This is a genomic window from Streptomyces sp. NPDC044002, assembly GCF_056434525.1.
Window position 1 is genome coordinate 1 of the sequence record NZ_JBWKEZ010000009.1, and the last position, 16,813, is coordinate 16,813.

The window sequence follows — 16,813 nt, forward strand, 5'->3', positions numbered from 1 at the left end:
AGGCGGAGCGAACTCCGGCGCTGCGCGCCTCCGGGCCGAGGATGGCCTTCACCACCGGGCTGAAGCCCGGTGCACTGGCCAAGTCACCGGTAGCACCGCCGCGTCCCAGATGTTCACGGGACCACGGAAGTGGGGCCGGGGCCACGCCGGCGGGCGGGCTCCGCTCGCCGCCGGTCACGGGCGCAGCAGCCGGCCCAGCTCCGTGTACATCTGTGTGACGGCCGCGTCGGCCGCCCGGGAGCGGGTGTCGTAGTTGATGAACCCGTGGATCAGGCCGGGGTAGACGTGCCTGGCGACCGGTACGCCGGCGGCGGCGAGTGCGTCGGCGTAGGCCAGGCCCTCGTCCCGCAGCGGGTCGAGCTCGCCGCATCCGACGATGGCGGGGGCCAGGCCCGTCAGGTCCTCGGCGAGCAGGGGTGAGGCCGGTGCGCGGGTGCCTGCGGTGGGGTCGTCGGCGAGGTAGAGGCGGATGTCGTTCTCGCATTCGGCCGTGGTCAGCAGGTAGCCGGTGGCGCACTCGCTCCGGGAGGGGTGGCCGATGCCGGTCCGCAGGTCCGTGGCGGGGTAGGCGAGCAGTTGTGCGGCCAGGGGCCGGCCCTCGTCCCGGAAGGCGAGGGCCACCCCGGCGGCCAGGTTCGCCCCGGCGCTGTCTCCGGCGACGGCGAGGGGACCGCCGCCGAAGCCGGCCGGGTGGTCGGCGACGTGGCGGGCCACGGCCAGGCAGTCCTCGTACGCGGCGGGGAAGGGGTGCTCGGGGGCGAGGCGGTAGTCGGGGCCGGCCACGACCGCGCCCAGGTCCCTGCACAGGCGGCGGCAGACCCCGTCGTGGGTGTCGAGGTCACCGACGACGAACCCGCCGCCGTGGATGAAGACGACCGTGGGTACCGGCCCGGCCGCCTCGGGCCGGTAGATCCGCACGGGCACGCCGGCCAGACGGTCGTCCCGGACCGAGGCCACCTCGATCGGCGGGTCCGGTGCCACGGCGAGCGACAGCATGCGGTTGCCGGCCCGCATCTGCTCCACCGTGGGCGGGGTGGCGGGTGGCGGCCCGGACAGCCCGAACTGCTCCAGCAGGGCCGTGATCTGCGGGTCGATGGGGTTCAGGGGCATCAGCGCGTCCTTCCGGTCCGGTGCCCGACGCACGCGTCCTCTCCGCCGACCGCCACGGTACGCCGGACCGGCGGCGCAGGCGCGTACGCCGCGAGCTGCTCACGGGTGGTCCCGGGGGGCCTCCGCGGGCGCCGCGGACTCGTTGTAGGCCTTCCAGATCAGCGGTGGGAAGGCGCTGCCCCGATCGGAGTCGGGGCCGCCCACGCCCTGCATGGGCAGCAGTTGCGGGACGTCGGGCTTCGTGCGGAACATCGCGACCGACGTGCTCAGTTCCGGGGTCGCGCCGATGAACCAGGCGGAGTTCATGCGGTCGTTCGGACCGGTCTTGCCCGCCCAGGAGGGAAGCCGGTTCCGCTGGTCCTGCGGGGGGCCGAGGGTGCTCCAGCTCACCTGGCGGAGCGCCGCGCCGACCGTCGCGGCCGTCTCGGGGCTCATCGCCCGGCGCGGTCTGGGCCGGTCCAGGCCGCCCACCGCGACGTCGTTCCGCTCGGCCCTGGTCACCGAGTGGGGTTCGGTGGCCCGGCCCTGGTTGACGAAGGCCGTGTAGGCCCCGGCCAGCCGGACGGCGCTGGGGGTGGAGGTGCCGATGGAGAAGGTCGGCTCCAGCTTGGCCATGCTGTCCTCGCGCAGTCCCGTCGCGACCGCGATGTCCCTGACCTTCTTCAGGCCGGTCTTCTTGCCGCTCTCCACGAACGGTGCGTGGTCGGAGTCGACGAGCCCCGCGTGGAGCTTCGCGGATTCCGTCGCCGGTCCGGTGGGCGCGGGCGTCGGCGTCGGCGTCGGCGTCGGGGAGTCCGGGGCGGCGCTCTCGGCGGGGCGCTTCCCGCCGTCGGGCTCCTGCTCCAGAGCGGCGGCGTAGACGAAGGGTTTGAACGCCGAGGCCGCGGGCACGCCCGAGGTGTCCGCGTTGTTGGTGAAGTGCTCGACCGCGTCGGAGCCTCCGTAGACCGCGACGATCGCGCCGTCCCCGGTGCGTATCGAGGCGGCACCGACCTGGACGTCCTGGTCCTCGGGGCGCTTCGTCGGGTCCAGTCGCTCCGCGCGCACCTGCTCGACGGCTTTGGCCAGCGCCTGCACCTTGTCCTTCTCGAAGGTGGTGTGGATGCTGTAGCCGCCGGCGGCCAGGTCCTTGCCGGTGATGCCCGCGCGGCTCTTGAGGTACTTGTTGGCGATGTCGACGAGGTAGCCCGTCTGCCCGGCCTGGCTGGTCGGCTTGACGGGGGGCTTCGGCTCGGGGAATTCCGTGTGCTTCGCGCGTTCCGCGGCGCTCATCGAGCCCGTGGCGACCTGGCGGTCCAGGATCCACTTCCAGCGGTCCTCGGCGCGTTGGCGGTTGCCGGGGCCGAGCGACGGGTCGAAGCTCTCGGCCCCTTTGAGGACGGCGGCGAGCAGCGCGCCCTGACTGGGGTTCAGGTCCTTGGCGGGGATTCCGTAGTACGCGTACGCGGCTGCCTGGACGCCGTACGCGTCGCGTCCGAACCAGGAGGTGTTGAGGTACCCCTCCAGGATCTCCGTCTTGGGCCGCTGGTTGCTGACCTTGAGGGAGAGGAAGAGCTCCTTGATCTTCCGTTGGACGGTCTGCTCCTGGCTCAGGTAGGTGTTCTTCACGTACTGCTGGGTGATCGTCGAGCCGCCCTGGGTCTCCTCGCCCTTGACGATGTTGACGGCGGCGCGGCCGATGCCCGCCAGCGAGACGCCCGAGTCGCTGTAGAAGTCCGCGTTCTCCGCCGCGATGACGGCGCGCTGGACGGATTCGGGCACCTGGGAGAGCTTCACGTCCTGCCGGTTCACATCGCCGACGCTCACCATCCGGCTGCCGTCCGCCCAGTAGTAGACGGTGCCCTGGCGGCTCGCGGAGTCGTGCGGGTCCGGGATCTCGACCTGTGCGTAGACGGCGGCGAAGAGGCCGGCGAGGCCGGCGGCGAAGAGCAGTAACAGGCCGGAGGCCAGCTTCCAGGAGGGCGTCCAGCGCCGCAGGCCCCGCCGGCCGCGCCGGGGGAAGTCGACGAGGGGGCGACGGGCCTTCCGGACGGCCCTGCCGCGGCTCTTGGCCCGGCGCCGCCCGGGACGCCGCCGGGGGCGCAGGGCGCGCTGCGGCTCTCGGCGCTGCTCCGGGCTTGCGGTGGCGTCGGTGCGTTCCGCGCGGCGTTTGTGGGGGAGCTTCATGGGGATGCGGATCTCCTCGGTCACGAGCCGTCACTTCGGGGGTGGCGGGACGGACTCGGCCGGGAAGATGATCAGACTGTTGGCGCGGGTTGGGTCGTTCGCGGAATCTTCACAGATGACCCGGCGCGGGGCGCGCCGGCGCGGCGCGGTCGTTCGCGCTGGACCGGCTCAGCGGACGGTCACGGTGTAGGTGATGCGCTCGGGTGCTTGCGCGGGGGGTGCCGCTGCCGTGGTGGGCATGGCCGAGGGCCCGGTCGTCGCGGGGGGCAGGGAGGCGTTGTTGCCCTGACAGGTGGTGAACGTGCAGTGCAGCAGGGTGAACTGCGTGGTTCCCTTGCCCTTGGCCTCGAAGGTGAAGGTGAGCCGGCCTCCGGCACCGGCGCCGCCGCCGGAGGCCGCCGCGTAGACCTGGCCGCGGCTGAGCAGCACGGAACCGTCGGGCTCCGGGTCGACCAGGTACCAGTACTCGCGGGTGGAGGCGTTCTGGCCGACGGTGAGCGTGAAGCGCTCGCCCGGCTCGGCGGTGATGCCGGTGTCCTTCACCGGGCGGCTCGTGGCGCGGACGCCCGATGCGTCCGAGCCGGAGCCACAGCCGGTGGCGAGAGCGAGGACCGCGGCCGCCGCGACCGCGCCGACCGCCGCCCCGCTCCTGCTGCCACGGAGAGCGTCCGCGGTACGCGTTCGGGGGATCACTGTGGAAAGCCCTGCCCATGCAGCCGTTGGTGAAGTCGTCCTGGACCGGACGACCCGGGTGCCCGGGCCGCTTCGACGGCTCAATCATGTCACCCTCCCGGGCGACGGCGGTCAGTCGGGCAGCCTCCGGAAGTCGAAGGTGTTCCACCGTTCGGGCCGCATGTGGATCGCGACGTAGTCGGCCGCGGACTCCTCCGTCGCGTTCACGTAGTCGGCGGCGGCGGCGCCCATGTAGCGCGCGGCCATGTCGAAACGCTCCTGCTTCGAGGTCGGCCGGACCTCGGTCACCGGACCTTCCACGGACACGTAGCGGTAGTCCTCGATCTCGGCCACCTGCGCACACAACGCGAACCGGCCCGCCTCCTCGATGAGCCGGGTCTTGCGCGCGCCGGGGGCCGTGATCACCTTGACGAACCCGCCCGGCTGGTACTCGTACCAGATCGGGGTGGTCAGGGGGGCACGTTCCGGTTCGGCCGTGACGCTCAGGATGCCCACATACGGTTCCGCGAGGAAGGCCTCTCGTTCCTCTTGGGTCATGGGACGCATGACCGGCAGTCTAGCCACGGAGGGACGCGCTGACGCCGTGTCGGCTCCACCGCACCGCACCGCCACTGTCATGCGCGCGCAACCGGTCGGGGAGGCCCTCCGATCGCGCCCGCTGTTCATGGTGCCGCGTGACGGCGCCTGGACGGAATGGGACTCGCTGCCTTCGGAGGAGGACGAGGAGCACCCGGCCGCCGGACTCCCCCCGGGGAACTCCACGCCGCCGGACGATCCATGGCACGAGGTGGGGTGACGCCACGGCGCAGCGCCGCCCAGGCGGTTCAGCGGAAGGCGGCGGCGTTCTCCTCGGCCCACTGCCGGAACGGGCGGGCGGGCGCTCCGGTGAGCTGTGGGACCGTGTCCCGCACCATCAGCAGCTCCTCGTTCACGTCTCCGCCCGTGACGTCGAGCACCGCGTCCGCAGCCTCCTCGCCGAAGACCGCGGCCATCTGTGCGTGGGCCTGCGCGCGAGTGATCTCGGCGAAGGAGACCTCCCGGCCCAGCGCCGCCCCGATGGCCTCGACCTGCTGCCGGGCGGACACCGGCTCCGGACCGGTCAGGGCGTACGTGTGCCCGCGGTGGCCGGGCTCGGTCAGTGCCACCCGCGCCACCGCCGCGATGTCCGCGGGGTGGATGGTCGGCAGCGCGGTCTCTGCGTACGGCGCGCGGACGGTCTCGTGGCCGCGGACGGAAGCCGCCCACATCAGGGTGTTCGAGGCGAACTGCGTCGGCCGCAGGATCGTCCAGGCCATGCCGCTCGCCTTGAGCAGTTCCTCCACCGCCAGGTTCTCGCCGGCGGGGCCGAGGTGCGGGTGGGTCTGGACGGTGATGGACGACACCAGCACGACGTGCTCCACGCCCGCCTGCCGCGCGGCGTCGAGTACGTCGGCGTCCGGGCCCAGACGCGATACGAGGAACAGCGAGCGCACCCCCTTCAGCGCGGGCTCCAACGTCGCCGGCTCCGCCAAGTCGCCCTCCACGGCCTCGACCCCATCGGGGAAGACGGCCTTTGCGGCATCCCGGGTGAGCCCCCTCAGCGGCCCCGCACCGTGCGCGTGCAGCTCCTTCAGCAGGGCACTTCCTATGTTTCCGGTGGCTCCGGTCACGAGGATCATGGGGCACACCCCCCTCTCATCCGATGATCATTTAGACGCCACAATAGAACCTCAATCGCGCTTCAGATCAAGCTCTTGCCGACGGCGCGCCTCCGCTTTCGGGTTCCGCCCCCGCTCAGTGCGCCGTCCAGCCGCCGTCGACCGGCAGGACGGCGCCCGTGAGGTACGAGGCCTGCGGGGAGGCGAGCAGGAGGGCTGCGCCGACGAGTTCGCCGGGCTCGGCCCAGCGTCCCATCGGGACCTGGTGACGGAGGAATTCGCGGACGCGGGGGTCGTCGTCGGCGCCTTCGTTCATCGGAGTCCGGAACGGTCCCGGGGCCAGTGCGTTCACGCAGATGCCGGTGCCCGCGAGTTCGGCGCCGAGGCTGCGGGTGAGCTGGACCACGGCGCCCTTGCTCGCCGCGTAGCCGGCCCGGCCCGCGGCCCCGACGAGGCCGAGCGCGCTGGCCAGGGTGACGATCCGGCCGTACCCGGCCTCCCGCATCGCCGGTACGACGGCCTGGCAGGCGAGGAAGGTGCCGACGACGTTCACGTCCAGGCAGTGCCGCAACGTGGCCGCGTCGAGCGCCTCCAGCTCCCCGCGCGCCTGGATCCCGGCGCTGGTCACGAGGACGTCCAGGCGCCCGTACTCCGCGAGTACGGTGCCGGCCAGGCGGCGCACCCCGGCCTCGTCGGTCACGTCGCAGGCCAGTCCCAGGGCGGAGCCCTCCGTCCGGCCGGCGATCCGGGCCGCTGCGCGGCGGCAGGCGTCCTCCCGCCGCCCGGCCAGCACCACCGTGCAGCCGGCCGCCGAGAGCCCCTCGGCGATGGCCTGCCCCAGTCCGGCCGAGCCGCCCGTGACCACCGCCACCTGTCCGGTCAGGTCCGGCCCCCGGCCGACGGACGTACTCGTCACGGGCCGACGGGCAGCAGCCGGCCGCCCGTGAGCAGGAGCAGTTCGGCCGCGGTCGTGGAGAACACCGTGTGAGGTGTGCCCGCCGCGGCCCAGATCCGGTCGTGGCCGCCGAGGGACTCGTCGACCACCGTCGGCAGCTGCCGGGGATGGCCCACGGGCGCGACGCCCCCGATCGCCTGGCCGGTGGCAGCGCGCACCTCTTCCGGTGTGGCGCGCCGCAGTTCGGGGCGTCCCCACCGCGCGGCGAGCGCGGCGGTGTCCACCCGGTGTCCGCCGCTGGTCATGACGAGCACGGGCTCACCGCCCGAGTGGAACACCAGGCTGTTGGCGATGGCTCCCACCGCGCAACCGAGGGCCGCCGCCGCCTCGGCCGCCGTGCGGGCGGATGCGTCGAGCACGCGGATCCGGTCCGGCAGGCCGGCGGCCGCGAGGACCTCGGCCACCGGAGCGCACCGGTCGGGCAGGGGCAGGGGTGTGTCGTTCTGGGACTTCATCTGGCTTCTCCGCTCCAGGGCATCGAGTGCCGGTGCCGGCGCTCGATCGTTCCGTATACAGAACGTTCTGTTTATGGAACGATAGGCCGTGCGGGACGACAGAATCAAGGAAAGGAAGGGACGGGAGAAGGCATGGACGCGGACATGGCCGGCCGTGTCGGATCACGGCTCCGGGAACTGCGGGAGGCGCGCGGGCTCTCGCTGTCCGAGCTGGCCCGCCGTTCCGCTGTCGGCAAGGGCACCCTGTCCGAACTCGAAGCCGGGCGGCGCAACCCGACCCTCGAAACCCTCTACGCCCTGGCGACCGCGCTCGGCGTGCCGCTGAGCAGCGTGCTGCACGCCACCGCCCCGCGACTCCCCGCCCCGTCCCCCGAGGAGGTCTCCGGCCGGGCCGTGGACGCGGTCCTCACCGAGCGCTTCGAGGACCCGGCCGCGGTCACCGAGACCTACCGGATCCGGATCCGGGCCGGCACGGCGCAGGAGTCCGCCGCTCACGCCCCGGGGACCACGGAGCACATCATCGTCCTCACCGGCCACGCCCGGGTCGGCCCGGCCCACGCCCCCGGCCCGGTCGTCGGCCCGGGCGGGCACGCGCACTGGCCGGCCGATGTCCCGCACCTGTACGAGGCGGTGGCGGAGGACGTCGAAGCCCTCCTGGTGGTCCGCTACCCGCGCTAGCCGTATTGCCTCGTCGGGTTGGGGACGCGGCTTGCGGATGGACGCGGATGGAGATCAGCCGGCCCTGCTGCTTGCGTTTGCCGGGAATCGGACCGCCTTCAACGGGGTTGGCGGTGGATGAGCAGTCAATTGGAGGGTCATGCGAGCGATTCAGGTGTACGAAGTGGGCGGTCCCGAGGTGCTGCAGGAGGCCGAGGTGGACCAGCCGCGGCCGGGTCCGGGCGCGGCGGTCGTGGAGGTCGCCGCATCCGGGGTCAACTTCCTCGACGTCTACCACCGCGAGGGCCGGTACAGCCTCCCGCTGCCCTTCACCCCGGGCGCTGAGGGCGCCGGCACGGTCGTCGAAGTCGGACCCGGCGTCGTTGACGTCGCAGTCGGGGACCGGGTCGGCTGGGTGGAGATTCCCGGCACGTATGCCGAGCGGGCCGTCGTGAACTCCTCCCGGCTGGTGCCGCTGCCCGACGACATCGGCTTCGAGACAGCCGCCGCTGTGCTCCTCCAAGGCATGACCGCGCACTATCTCGTCAAGGACGCCTACCCGGTTCAGGGGGGCGACACGGTGCTCGTGCATGCGGCCGCCGGTGGCATGGGGCTGCTTTTGACCCAGCTCATCACCCATCTCGGCGGCAGGGTGATCGGCACGACGTCGACCACGGCGAAGGCCGAGCTTGCGAAGCGTGCCGGGGCCGCTGAGGTGATCCTCTCCTCCGCGGTCGACGATCTCGCAGCCGAGGTGAGGCGGCTCAACGGCGGTCAGGGGCTGCCGGTCGTCTTCGACGGCGTCGGCGCGCACACCTTCGATGCGAGCCTCGCCAGCCTGCGGCCCCGCGGCCATCTCGTGCTCTTCGGCGCGGCAAGTGGTGCCGTGCCGCCGTTCGATCCGATGCGGCTCGCCCACGGCGGTTCGCTGACCCTGATCCGGCCCAGCCTCGGGCACTTCATCGCCGATCGGTCCGAACTGCTCCGACGGGCCGCCGATGTGTTCGAGTGGGTGCGCTCCAAGGCTCTTGAGGTCACCGTGACGGGCCGCTACGCATTGTCCGAGGCCGCCCGGGCCCACAGCGATCTGGAGGCTCGGCGCACCACCGGCAAGCTGCTCCTCGTACCCGATGCGGCCGCTGTTGAACGCCGCGAGGAGACGCAGAGCTGATCGCCCGTCCACGACCTCCCGGGACAGAACAGCTGGGGCGCGGCTTTGGGGAGGGCGGGCCCACGAGGCGGTCAGGCCTTGCCGATTCCCAGCGTGGTGGTCATGGGCAGCAGCCCCGAGCCGATCGCCGCGAGCCAGAAGTCGCCGAGCAGCGTCGCGAGCCGGGCCAGGTCCTCGGAGCCCAGCGCCTCGCACGGCCCGGCGGCGAGTTCGTCCGTACGCCGTTCGACCTCCGCGCGCAGCGCGCGGCCGGCCTCGGTGGCCGTCACGGGGCCGTCGGGCTCCAGCAGGCCCCGTCGTACGAGGCGCTCGCGCGCGGCGGCCCAGTCCGGGGCGCTCCACCGCCGGCTCTGGAAGGTCTCCTCCGGCGCCGCCCCGATCGCGGCGAACGACACGAGCGCCTCCACCGGGTCGAGCCCCGCGGCACGGAGCGCCGCGACGTGGCCGTCGCCGCGGTGTTCGCGCAGGATCGTCGCGGCATGCCAGAGCACGAGGTGCGGGGCGCTCGGCCACGCCAGGGCCGCGTTGGCGGCGGCGAGCGGGCGGCCCTCGACGTCGGCCGCCTCGGCCGCACGGCGGGCCAGGCTCGCGGCCTCGGCCAGCTCGGGGCTGTCGACGCGGTCTCCCAGGAGCGCACGGTAGGCACGGTCGACGGCGCGCCCGCGGGCGGCCAGGACGGCTTCGGGGGACGCCACGTCCCAGGCGGCGGGGATGTAGCGCCCGACCATCTCCGGGCTGAAGCTGTAGAACGCGGACCCCACCCGATCGGGCCCGGCCGCCCCCAGCGGTGCGGCCCGCCAGGCGAAGTAGCTCGGCCACCGCTCACCGGTCTCCAAGCCCAGGGCGGCCGCTTCTTCGAGGGCCTCCGGCGCGAAGTAGAGCACGGCGTGCAGCGGTTCGAGCAGCTGCCACACGTGGCGTACGCGACCGAGCTCGATTCCGTTCGACACGGGGTTCTGGTGCGTCATGACGTCTCCTCAGCAGGTTCGCCGGTCCATCGGGGCCTCGGCCGGACTCGGCCGGGACTCGGCCGGGACTCGGCCGCCTTGAACTTGACGATGACTAGATTGCTCGCGCCGCCCCAACTTGTCAACGACTAGATCCGGCGTAGTCTGTTCACCGTGACAAGCCAGCGCACCTACCACCACGGCGATCTGCGCCACGCCGTCCTGACCGCGGCCCTCGACGTCATCGCCGCCGAGGGCCCCGGCGCCCTGAGCCTGCGCGACCTCGCCCGCCGGGCCGGCGTCTCGCACGCCGCGCCGGCGCACCACTTCAAGGACCGGACGGGCCTGCTCACCGCGATCGCGGCGGAGGGCTACGGCCTGCTCGCCGAAGCCCTCGCGGACGCGTCGGAACTGCGGGAACGGGGCGTGCGCTACGTGCGGTTCGCCATGACGCATCCGGCGCACTTCCAGGTGATGTTCCAGCCGGAACTGCTGCGCGAGGACGACCCGGACCTGACGGCCGCCAGGCAGCGTGCCGGCGAGCAACTGCGCATGGGGGTCGCCCGGCTGCCCGATGCGGGACGGGGGGACGACGCCCGGCTGGCGGGGGTCGCGGCCTGGAGCCTGGCCCACGGTTTCGCCACCCTGCTGCTGAGCCGGAACCTGAACGGCCCGGTGGACGACCAGGACCCCGAGGAGGTCTTCCGGTCGCTCACCGGGCTGCTGTTCAGGTGACGGGACGCGGGCGGGCGCCGGACGGGCTCGCCGCCTCACACGTCGCGGTGCCGGCCCGCCGCCGCCCCGGCCGCCAGCGCGGCTCCGCCGTACCCGGCCATCGCGAGCAGGGCCGGCCCGGCGTCCAGTGCGGCCAGGTCGGGGAGCATGTACGCCGTCACGTCCCAGGGCAGGAACGCCGCGAGCGCCGGCAGTACGAAGAGCAGTGCCGCCAGGGCCGTGAACGTCCCGGCCGTGGACCGGATCAGCGCCCCCAGCCCCAGCCCCACCAGGGCGGAGGCTGCCAGCAGCAGCCCCTGCAGGACGGCGTCGGCGAGGCCCGTGCCGGCGGCGATGGGAGCGGGCCGGTCCCCCGTCAGGAGGTGGCCGGCCGCCATGGAGGCCAGCGCGATGAACTGCCCGGCCGCCAGGCCCAGGGCGGCGACGACCACCGCCTTGGCCGCGAACAGCCGGCGCCGGCCCGGGACGGCCACCGAGCTCGTGCGGATCATCCCGGTGGCGTGCTCCGAGGTGATCGCCAGCGCGCCCAGCGCCGCCAGGCAGAACTGCGCGAACGGCATGACCAGCACGCCCGGGTCGGCGGCGGCGAACAGCGCCCGCGCCTCGGCGGTGGAGCCGTCCCAGTCGGCGATCATCGCGGCGGAGATGCCGGCCGCCGGGAGCAGGATCCCGGCGCCGGCGCCGAGCAGGGCGTAGGTGGAGCGGACGGTGCGCAGCTTCAGCCACTCGGACGCGACGACGCTGCTGAGGGACACGGTCTTCATCGGTACTCCACGCTGGTCTCGGTGAGGCGGACGTAGGCGTCTTCCAGGGAGCCGAAGCGCCGGGCCAGTTCGGCCACCGGCGCGGAGTCGATCAGCCGGCCCCGGCCGATGACCACGACGTGGTCGGCGGTGAGGGCCATCTCGGTGATCAGGTGGCTGGACATCAGCACGGTCCGCCCCTCGGCGGCGAGCGAGCGCATCAGGCCGCGGATCCACCGGATCCCGTCCGGGTCCAGGCCGTTGACGGGCTCGTCGAAGACGAGGATCCCCGGGTCGCCGAGCAAGGCGGCGGCCACGCCCAGGCGCTGCTTCATCCCGAGCGAGAAGCCCTTGACCCGCTTGCGGCCCGCTCCTCCCAGCCCGACCTGCTCCAGCACCTCCGGGACCCGTGAGGGCGCGATCGCGTTGCTCCATGCCAGGCAGCGCAGGTGGTCGGCGGCCCGGCGTCCGCCGTGGACGGCTCCGGCGTCGAGCAGGGCGCCCACCTCGCGCATCGGGGAGGACGAGGTGGCGAAGGGGCGCCCGTTGACCAGGGCCTCGCCCGAGGTGGGGGCGTCGAGGCCGAGGACCGCCCGCATGGTGGTGGACTTGCCGGAGCCGTTGGGACCCAGGAAGCCCGTCACCCGGCCCGGCTCCACCTCGAAGGACAGCCGGTCGACGGCGAGCGTGCCGCCGTACCTCTTGGTCAGTGCGTTGACGGAGATCATGGGCCGAAGCCTGTCGCCGGGGCGGGGGGCGGCACATCGGAGCACGGTCGGGTCTTCGGCATCGGCCCCTGGTCCGATCCGCGGCCGCGGCCGGTCGGCTACCGTCGGCGGGATGATCCTCAGCCGACAGCGCTTGATCGCGGCCGACGCGGTGTTCGCGCCCGCTCTGGTCTTCGCCGCCCACCTGGCGGTCCGGGAGCCGCCCTCGCCGGAACCGGTCGTGGCGTCCTGGGCGCTGGCCGTGGCGATGGGCGGGCCGGTAGCCGTGCGGCGGGTGTACCCGCTGTCCGCCTTCGCCGTGGTGCTCGCCGCGGTCGTCGTCGCCTTCGCCACCGGAACGGTCCCGGACTACGCGAGCCCGGCGCCGTACGCGTGCCTGGCGCCGGTCCTCTACACGGCGGTGCTCGGCGGCCGGTGGGAGCCCTTGGCGGCTTCGGCTGCCGCGGGGCTGCTCGTCGCCCGGGACGTGGGTCCGTGGCCCCTGGTGCTGCTCGCGCTCGCGGCGCCGGGGGGCATCGGCTTCTACGTCCGCGAGCGGCGGGCGTTCGCCGAGCGGACGGCGCTCCAGCTGGCCGAGCGGGCGGTGTCCGAGGAACGGCTGCGCATCGCCCGGGAGATGCACGACATCGTGGCCCACAGCCTGTCGGTCATCACGGTGAAGGCGGCGATCGCCGGACACGTGGCCGCCGTACGGCCGCAGGAGACCCAGGAGGCGCTGCGGCACATCGAGGAGACGGGCCGCCAGGCCCTCGCCGAGATGCGCAGCACCCTGGCCGTGCTCCGGACCCCGGAGGGCCGGGCGGAGACGGGGGCCGGGACCGGGGCCGGGGCCGGGACCGGTCCCGCGCCGGGCCTGTCCGATCTGGCCGCGGTCGCCGACCACGCGGCCCGGGCCGGGGTCGAGGTCACCCTGGACCTCGCCGAACTGCCGCCGCTCGCCCCGGGGCTGGAGCTGGCGGCGTACCGGATCGTGCAGGAGGCGGTCACCAATGTGATCAAGCACGCGGCCCCGACCGCCTGCCGGGTCACGGTGACGCGCGATCTGCGCATCACGGTCGTCAACGAGGGTGAGGTGCTGTCCGGTCACACACCGGGCCACGGCCTCACCGGAATCCGCGAGAGGGTGGCCATGTACCAGGGCGAGTTCACCGCCGGTCCCCGGCCCGGGGGAGGCTTCCGGGTCTCGGCCCGGCTGCCGTTGGGGGCCGGCGCATGACGCGGGTGCTGATCGTCGACGACCAGGCGCTGCTGCGCGGGAGCTTCCGGGTGCTGGTGGAGACGGCGCCCGGGCTGAGCGTGACCGGTGAGGCGTCGAACGGGGTCGAGGCGGTGGAGCTGGCCGCCGCGGGACGGCCCGACGTGGTCCTCATGGACGTCCGGATGCCGGAGATGGACGGCATCGAGGCGACCCGCCGGATCGTCGCGGCCCGGCCGGAGGTCCGGGTGCTGATCCTGACCACCTTCGACCTGGACGAGTACGTGTACGCGGCGCTGCGCGCCGGGGCCAGCGGCTTCCTGCTGAAGGACACTCCGCCGGCCGCGCTGCTGGACGCGATCCACGTGGTGGCCGCGGGCGAGGCCCTGCTGGCCCCCTCGGTGACCCGGCGGCTGGTGTCCGAGTTCGCGCGGCGCCCGCACGGCGCGGTGGTGGCGGAGGGCCTGGGCGAGCTGACCGGGCGGGAGCGCGAGGTGCTGCTGCTGATCGCGCAGGGCCTGTCGAACACGGAACTCGCCGAACACCTGACGCTGAGCCGGGGCACGGTGAAGACCCACATCGGCCGGCTGCTGGCCAAGCTCGGAGCCCGGGACCGGGCCCAGCTGGTCATCACCGCCTACGAGACGGGCCTGGTCACCCCGCACACGGCCGGCCCGGGCCGCTGAGGAGGGGCTTGACCACCTCCTGGCGATGTGCGGCGACGGGGGGTGTGCCGAGCGCCCGGTACCGGGAGTGGTTCGGCGAGGACGGCGCCGATGAGAACGGGCCGAGCCGCTGCCGTCGGGTGCCGGGGCATGCCGCGGGCCCCCGGAAGCGGGCGGGCTTCCCGGGGGCCCGCGGTGGTCGGGCGGAGGGCCGGTGGGGCGTGGGTCAGCGGGTACGGAAGCGGCGGAAGAGGTTGCGGGCCACGTACACGCCCGGACCGCCGAAGCCCACGATGTCGACGCGTCCGTCACCGGTGACGTCGGCGAGGAAGCGGGGATGGCGGTCGACCCGCCAGCCGCCGGCGTCCTCGTTGTACCCGAACCCCCGGCACACCAACTGGGCCCGGTCGAAACGACCGTCGCCGCGGCCGTGCGACACCCACACCCCCTCGTCGCCGAAGCCGACGATGTCCTGGTTGCCGTCGCCGGTGAGGTCGGCGAGGAACCGGAGGTGCTTCTTGCCCGTCCAGCCCTGGGCCTGTCCGAAGTCGTTCAGGACAAGCCGGGCGGGCTCGAAGGTGCCGTCCCCGCGTCCGCGTGACACCACCACTCCCCGCGGGCCGAAGCCGACCAGGTCGGCTGCCTTGTCCGTGGTGGTCCGGAGCAGGAACCGGGGGTGCTCCGCGACCGAGGTCCACCCCTGGTCGACCCCGAACTCGTCCATGACGTAGAGGGGGTCGGCGAAGACACCCTCCTCGTCCTGGAGGGACACCCAGACGCCGTTGGCGTGGCAGCCGACGATGTCGGCGCGTCCGTCGCCGGTGGTGTCCACGAGGAAGCGGGGATGCTCGTCGACGAGCCAGCCACCCGCCTTCTCCCCGTGCCCGAAGGCTCGGAGGACGGGCTCCTCGGCGAGCGGCGCGAACTTCCCCTTCTCGTCCTGGAGCGACACACGGACGCCGTCGTCGTGGCAGCCGACGATGTCGACGCGTCCGTCGCCGGTGGTGTCGACGAGGAAGCGGGGGTGCTTCTCGGCGAGCCAGCCACCGGCCGCCTTGCCGTGCCCGAAGGACTTGAGGACGACCTCGCCGCCGGCCGGCGCGAACTTCCCGTCCTCCCCCTGAAGGGACACCCGGACCCCGTCGGCGGCGAGCACGATCGCGTCGGCCCGTCCGTCGCCCGTGATGTCCGCGAAGGTCCACAGGTCGGCGGGGTTCGGAGAGGGAACGGGAGCGACCAGGACGCGCTCCTCCTCGACGAAGGTGCCGTCGCCCCGGCCGGTCGCGGCCACGGCCCCCTTCGCGGGCCGCAGCCCCACGATGTCGTGGCGCCCCTCGCTCGTGGTCCCGACGAGGAACCGCGCGCCGGGCCCGGCCCACCAACTCGGCTGCCCGGGGCTGCCGGCCGCCCCCTCGCTCTTCCAGCCACCGGCCCTCTCGTCACTCCCGAACGCTTCGAGAACCAGCAGCATGTCGCTGAAGGAGGGGGTCGCGTCGGTCGTGGGCCGCAGCGCGGTCGAGTAGTCGAGCCGCCAGGACCTGCGGCCGTTCCAGTGGCTCAGCGGCGCCCACCGGAGCACGGCGTCACTGCTTCGCTCGGGCTCGGTCGGGACCAGCCGCCACCGCTGGCTCGCCGCGTTCTCGTCGTGTGCGCTCAGCACGACCCGGGTGTCGGCCTCGCCGGGCTCGCCGAGGTCGAGGATGGAGCCGTCGGCCAGTCCCTCGATGAAATAGAGGCCCGGCTCGCCCGGGACGGGCACGAGGTGCCACTGCTGGCTCTTCCGGCCGGCGACGGCGTCCCCCTGGCGGACGCCGCGATCGGCGGTGGCGGGGTTGTCGAGCACCTTGCCGCCGGTGGCGTTGCGGATCACGTACGCCTGCTCCTGCTCGGCCGCCGGCGGCCCACCCTTCGCGGGCGGCACGGGGGTGAACTGCCACCGCTCCGGGCGCGGACCGTCATCGGGGAAGTCGCGGACGACGAGTGCCCCGTCCGCGCTCGGCGAGGCCTTGGCGCCGAGGGGCTTTCCCGTGGCGGCGTTGACGATCTCCAGCTTCAGTTCTTCCGTGGGCAGGGACATCGTGGTGCCTCTTCCAGACGGTACGGGCGATGGCTCGGGACGGGTGGCGGGGCGGGGCGGGGGCCGCGGATCACGTGAAGACGTGGTGGTACGGGACGTTCCACTCGTTGGGCAGCCGCGGGTAGAAGGTGTTGATGACCGTCCCGGTGAAGTCCCCGCCCCAGTTGTAGGTCAGCCGTGCCTCGGCGTCGGCCGTCACCGCGAAGTCCTTGAACCCGAGGATCGCGTCGGGGTGGGTGATCGGGACGAAGGTGATCCCGCCCCACGGCGTCACCGTGACCACCCAGAGCTGGGTGTCCTCCTGGGCGCCGTTCTTGCCGCGCCACTTGTCGCCGACCTTGTCGGGGAGACCGACCTGGAGGGTGTCGGCGGTGCTCTTCGGGGCTTCCTGGTGGGCGGTGATGCGTCGCCGCTGTGGCTTCGGCAGCCCGTCGTCCCCGAGTCCGCCGCCGGTCGAGCCGGCACCGGCGGGCTTGGGCGTCACCTGGCCGGCGGCGCTCTCGATGAAATACAGCGGCCGCTGTCCGAAGAAGCCGCCAGGGGTGATGTACCAGAGGTGTCCCTGCGCCTCCTTCGTGGCCGGATCGAGCGCGGTGGCCAGCTTGACCCCCTTGTCGTGGCTCTCCTCCTTCAATTCGGCGGGCCGGAGGTACCCGCCGTTGAAGGCGTGGACGAGCATGACCGGCCGGTTTTCCAGCAGTGCCGCCACGATCGCGTTGTCATAGCTGTTCACCGCCACCGGGCCGCCGACCACCAAATTCGCCATCGCCGTGCGTTCTTGGGTGTACATCGCGGAAACCACCTGTTCTTGGCCTGGAGAACAATGCTTCGGACGCTCGGTCCAGTGGTCTATCACGCGGAATTACCGTGGACCAGACA

The 16,813-nt window shown here is 73.3% G+C and carries 18 protein-coding genes; 6 read left to right on the forward strand and 12 right to left on the reverse strand.

Going from position 1 to position 16,813, the window contains the following annotated elements; all coding sequences use genetic code 11:
- Positions 1 to 174 precede the first annotated feature (174 nt).
- From AC07A6_RS09295 to AC07A6_RS09310, 4 genes are all read right to left on the reverse strand, one after another.
- Positions 175 to 1,110 (reverse strand): alpha/beta hydrolase, encoded by a 936-nt coding sequence (locus tag AC07A6_RS09295; protein WP_478776643.1) that lies wholly within the window; start codon positions 1,108 to 1,110, stop codon positions 175 to 177.
- Positions 1,111 to 1,209: 99 nt separating this feature from the next.
- Complete coding sequence (locus AC07A6_RS09300; protein ID WP_478776779.1) at positions 1,210 to 3,276, reverse strand: transglycosylase domain-containing protein; 2,067 nt, start codon at positions 3,274 to 3,276, stop codon at positions 1,210 to 1,212.
- 168 nt (positions 3,277 to 3,444) lie between these two features.
- Positions 3,445 to 3,969 (reverse strand): protease inhibitor I42 family protein, encoded by a 525-nt coding sequence (locus tag AC07A6_RS09305; RefSeq protein ID WP_478776644.1) that lies wholly within the window; start codon positions 3,967 to 3,969, stop codon positions 3,445 to 3,447.
- A gap of 111 nt (positions 3,970 to 4,080) precedes the next feature.
- The gene (locus AC07A6_RS09310) at positions 4,081 to 4,515 is read right to left on the reverse strand and encodes a pyridoxamine 5'-phosphate oxidase family protein (RefSeq protein ID WP_478776645.1); all 435 of its coding nucleotides are present in this window, start codon (positions 4,513 to 4,515) and stop codon (positions 4,081 to 4,083) included.
- Positions 4,516 to 4,585: 70 nt separating this feature from the next.
- Between AC07A6_RS09310 and AC07A6_RS09315 the strand changes: the two genes are divergently transcribed.
- Positions 4,586 to 4,765 carry a hypothetical protein gene (locus AC07A6_RS09315; protein ID WP_478776646.1) on the forward strand — a complete coding sequence of 60 codons (180 nt, stop codon included), beginning with the start codon at positions 4,586 to 4,588 and terminating at the stop codon, positions 4,763 to 4,765.
- A gap of 28 nt (positions 4,766 to 4,793) precedes the next feature.
- Here the strand turns inward: AC07A6_RS09315 and AC07A6_RS09320 are convergent, their stop codons facing one another.
- From AC07A6_RS09320 to AC07A6_RS09330, 3 genes are all read right to left on the reverse strand, one after another.
- Positions 4,794 to 5,627 carry an NAD(P)H-binding protein gene (locus AC07A6_RS09320; RefSeq protein WP_478776647.1) on the reverse strand — a complete coding sequence of 278 codons (834 nt, stop codon included), beginning with the start codon at positions 5,625 to 5,627 and terminating at the stop codon, positions 4,794 to 4,796.
- A 115-nt stretch (positions 5,628 to 5,742) separates the two neighbouring features.
- Positions 5,743 to 6,522: an SDR family NAD(P)-dependent oxidoreductase gene (locus AC07A6_RS09325; RefSeq protein WP_478776648.1), complete on the reverse strand. Its 780-nt coding sequence runs from the start codon at positions 6,520 to 6,522 to the stop codon at positions 5,743 to 5,745.
- The gene (locus AC07A6_RS09330; protein WP_478776649.1) at positions 6,519 to 7,016 is read right to left on the reverse strand and encodes a YbaK/EbsC family protein; all 498 of its coding nucleotides are present in this window, start codon (positions 7,014 to 7,016) and stop codon (positions 6,519 to 6,521) included. The genes AC07A6_RS09325 and AC07A6_RS09330 overlap by 4 nt, the downstream gene beginning before the upstream one ends.
- A 132-nt stretch (positions 7,017 to 7,148) precedes the next feature.
- Here AC07A6_RS09330 and AC07A6_RS09335 point away from each other — a divergent pair, with 132 nt between their 5' ends.
- Both AC07A6_RS09335 and AC07A6_RS09340 read left to right on the forward strand, forming a co-directional pair.
- Positions 7,149 to 7,694 carry a helix-turn-helix domain-containing protein gene (locus tag AC07A6_RS09335; protein ID WP_478776650.1) on the forward strand — a complete coding sequence of 182 codons (546 nt, stop codon included), beginning with the start codon at positions 7,149 to 7,151 and terminating at the stop codon, positions 7,692 to 7,694.
- A gap of 139 nt (positions 7,695 to 7,833) precedes the next feature.
- Positions 7,834 to 8,844 carry a quinone oxidoreductase family protein gene (locus tag AC07A6_RS09340; RefSeq protein WP_478776651.1) on the forward strand — a complete coding sequence of 337 codons (1,011 nt, stop codon included), beginning with the start codon at positions 7,834 to 7,836 and terminating at the stop codon, positions 8,842 to 8,844.
- A gap of 71 nt (positions 8,845 to 8,915) precedes the next feature.
- Here AC07A6_RS09340 and AC07A6_RS09345 read toward each other — a convergent pair whose 3' ends face one another.
- Positions 8,916 to 9,812, reverse strand: a complete 897-nt coding sequence (locus AC07A6_RS09345; protein ID WP_478776652.1) for an SCO6745 family protein — start codon at positions 9,810 to 9,812, stop codon at positions 8,916 to 8,918.
- 153 nt (positions 9,813 to 9,965) lie between these two features.
- On the opposite strand from AC07A6_RS09345, the gene AC07A6_RS09350 reads away from it, so the two are divergent.
- Positions 9,966 to 10,526: a TetR/AcrR family transcriptional regulator gene (locus AC07A6_RS09350; RefSeq protein WP_362457211.1), complete on the forward strand. Its 561-nt coding sequence runs from the start codon at positions 9,966 to 9,968 to the stop codon at positions 10,524 to 10,526.
- 35 nt (positions 10,527 to 10,561) lie between these two features.
- Here AC07A6_RS09350 and AC07A6_RS09355 read toward each other — a convergent pair whose 3' ends face one another.
- Together AC07A6_RS09355 and AC07A6_RS09360 are read right to left on the reverse strand one after the other, a co-directional pair.
- Positions 10,562 to 11,290: a hypothetical protein gene (locus AC07A6_RS09355; RefSeq protein WP_478776653.1), complete on the reverse strand. Its 729-nt coding sequence runs from the start codon at positions 11,288 to 11,290 to the stop codon at positions 10,562 to 10,564.
- The gene (locus AC07A6_RS09360) at positions 11,287 to 11,997 is read right to left on the reverse strand and encodes an ABC transporter ATP-binding protein (RefSeq protein WP_478776654.1); all 711 of its coding nucleotides are present in this window, start codon (positions 11,995 to 11,997) and stop codon (positions 11,287 to 11,289) included. The genes AC07A6_RS09355 and AC07A6_RS09360 overlap by 4 nt, the downstream gene beginning before the upstream one ends.
- Before the next feature lie 112 nt (positions 11,998 to 12,109).
- On the opposite strand from AC07A6_RS09360, the gene AC07A6_RS09365 reads away from it, so the two are divergent.
- Positions 12,110 to 13,213, forward strand: a complete 1,104-nt coding sequence (locus tag AC07A6_RS09365; protein WP_386271149.1) for a sensor histidine kinase — start codon at positions 12,110 to 12,112, stop codon at positions 13,211 to 13,213.
- Positions 13,210 to 13,878 (forward strand): response regulator, encoded by a 669-nt coding sequence (locus tag AC07A6_RS09370; protein ID WP_478776655.1) that lies wholly within the window; start codon positions 13,210 to 13,212, stop codon positions 13,876 to 13,878. The genes AC07A6_RS09365 and AC07A6_RS09370 overlap by 4 nt, the downstream gene beginning before the upstream one ends.
- A 205-nt stretch (positions 13,879 to 14,083) precedes the next feature.
- On the opposite strand, the gene AC07A6_RS09375 is transcribed toward AC07A6_RS09370, so the two are convergent.
- Positions 14,084 to 15,934, reverse strand: coding sequence for an FG-GAP-like repeat-containing protein (locus tag AC07A6_RS09375; RefSeq protein ID WP_478776656.1), 1,851 nt, complete (start codon positions 15,932 to 15,934; stop codon positions 14,084 to 14,086).
- A gap of 70 nt (positions 15,935 to 16,004) precedes the next feature.
- Positions 16,005 to 16,724: a hypothetical protein gene (locus AC07A6_RS09380; protein WP_385758152.1), complete on the reverse strand. Its 720-nt coding sequence runs from the start codon at positions 16,722 to 16,724 to the stop codon at positions 16,005 to 16,007.
- Between the last annotated feature and the right edge of the window lie 89 nt (positions 16,725 to 16,813).

What these genes read in the sequence shown, in the direction of transcription:
- AC07A6_RS09295 (WP_478776643.1), bottom strand. Translation starts at nt 1,110, where the DNA reads ATGCCCCTGAACCCCATCGACCCGCAGATCACGGCCCTGCTGGAGCAG.
- AC07A6_RS09300 (WP_478776779.1), bottom strand. Translation starts at nt 3,276, where the DNA reads ATGAAGCTCCCCCACAAACGCCGCGCGGAACGCACCGACGCCACCGCA.
- AC07A6_RS09310 (WP_478776645.1), bottom strand. Translation starts at nt 4,515, where the DNA reads ATGCGTCCCATGACCCAAGAGGAACGAGAGGCCTTCCTCGCGGAACCG.
- AC07A6_RS09315 (WP_478776646.1), top strand. Translation starts at nt 4,586, where the DNA reads ATGCGCGCGCAACCGGTCGGGGAGGCCCTCCGATCGCGCCCGCTGTTC.
- AC07A6_RS09320 (WP_478776647.1), bottom strand. Translation starts at nt 5,627, where the DNA reads ATGATCCTCGTGACCGGAGCCACCGGAAACATAGGAAGTGCCCTGCTG.
- AC07A6_RS09330 (WP_478776649.1), bottom strand. Translation starts at nt 7,016, where the DNA reads ATGAAGTCCCAGAACGACACACCCCTGCCCCTGCCCGACCGGTGCGCT.
- AC07A6_RS09335 (WP_478776650.1), top strand. Translation starts at nt 7,149, where the DNA reads ATGGACGCGGACATGGCCGGCCGTGTCGGATCACGGCTCCGGGAACTG.
- AC07A6_RS09340 (WP_478776651.1), top strand. Translation starts at nt 7,834, where the DNA reads ATGCGAGCGATTCAGGTGTACGAAGTGGGCGGTCCCGAGGTGCTGCAG.
- AC07A6_RS09345 (WP_478776652.1), bottom strand. Translation starts at nt 9,812, where the DNA reads ATGACGCACCAGAACCCCGTGTCGAACGGAATCGAGCTCGGTCGCGTA.
- AC07A6_RS09355 (WP_478776653.1), bottom strand. Translation starts at nt 11,290, where the DNA reads ATGAAGACCGTGTCCCTCAGCAGCGTCGTCGCGTCCGAGTGGCTGAAG.
- AC07A6_RS09360 (WP_478776654.1), bottom strand. Translation starts at nt 11,997, where the DNA reads ATGATCTCCGTCAACGCACTGACCAAGAGGTACGGCGGCACGCTCGCC.
- AC07A6_RS09365 (WP_386271149.1), top strand. Translation starts at nt 12,110, where the DNA reads ATGATCCTCAGCCGACAGCGCTTGATCGCGGCCGACGCGGTGTTCGCG.
- AC07A6_RS09370 (WP_478776655.1), top strand. Translation starts at nt 13,210, where the DNA reads ATGACGCGGGTGCTGATCGTCGACGACCAGGCGCTGCTGCGCGGGAGC.
- AC07A6_RS09375 (WP_478776656.1), bottom strand. Translation starts at nt 15,934, where the DNA reads ATGTCCCTGCCCACGGAAGAACTGAAGCTGGAGATCGTCAACGCCGCC.
- AC07A6_RS09380 (WP_385758152.1), bottom strand. Translation starts at nt 16,724, where the DNA reads ATGTACACCCAAGAACGCACGGCGATGGCGAATTTGGTGGTCGGCGGC.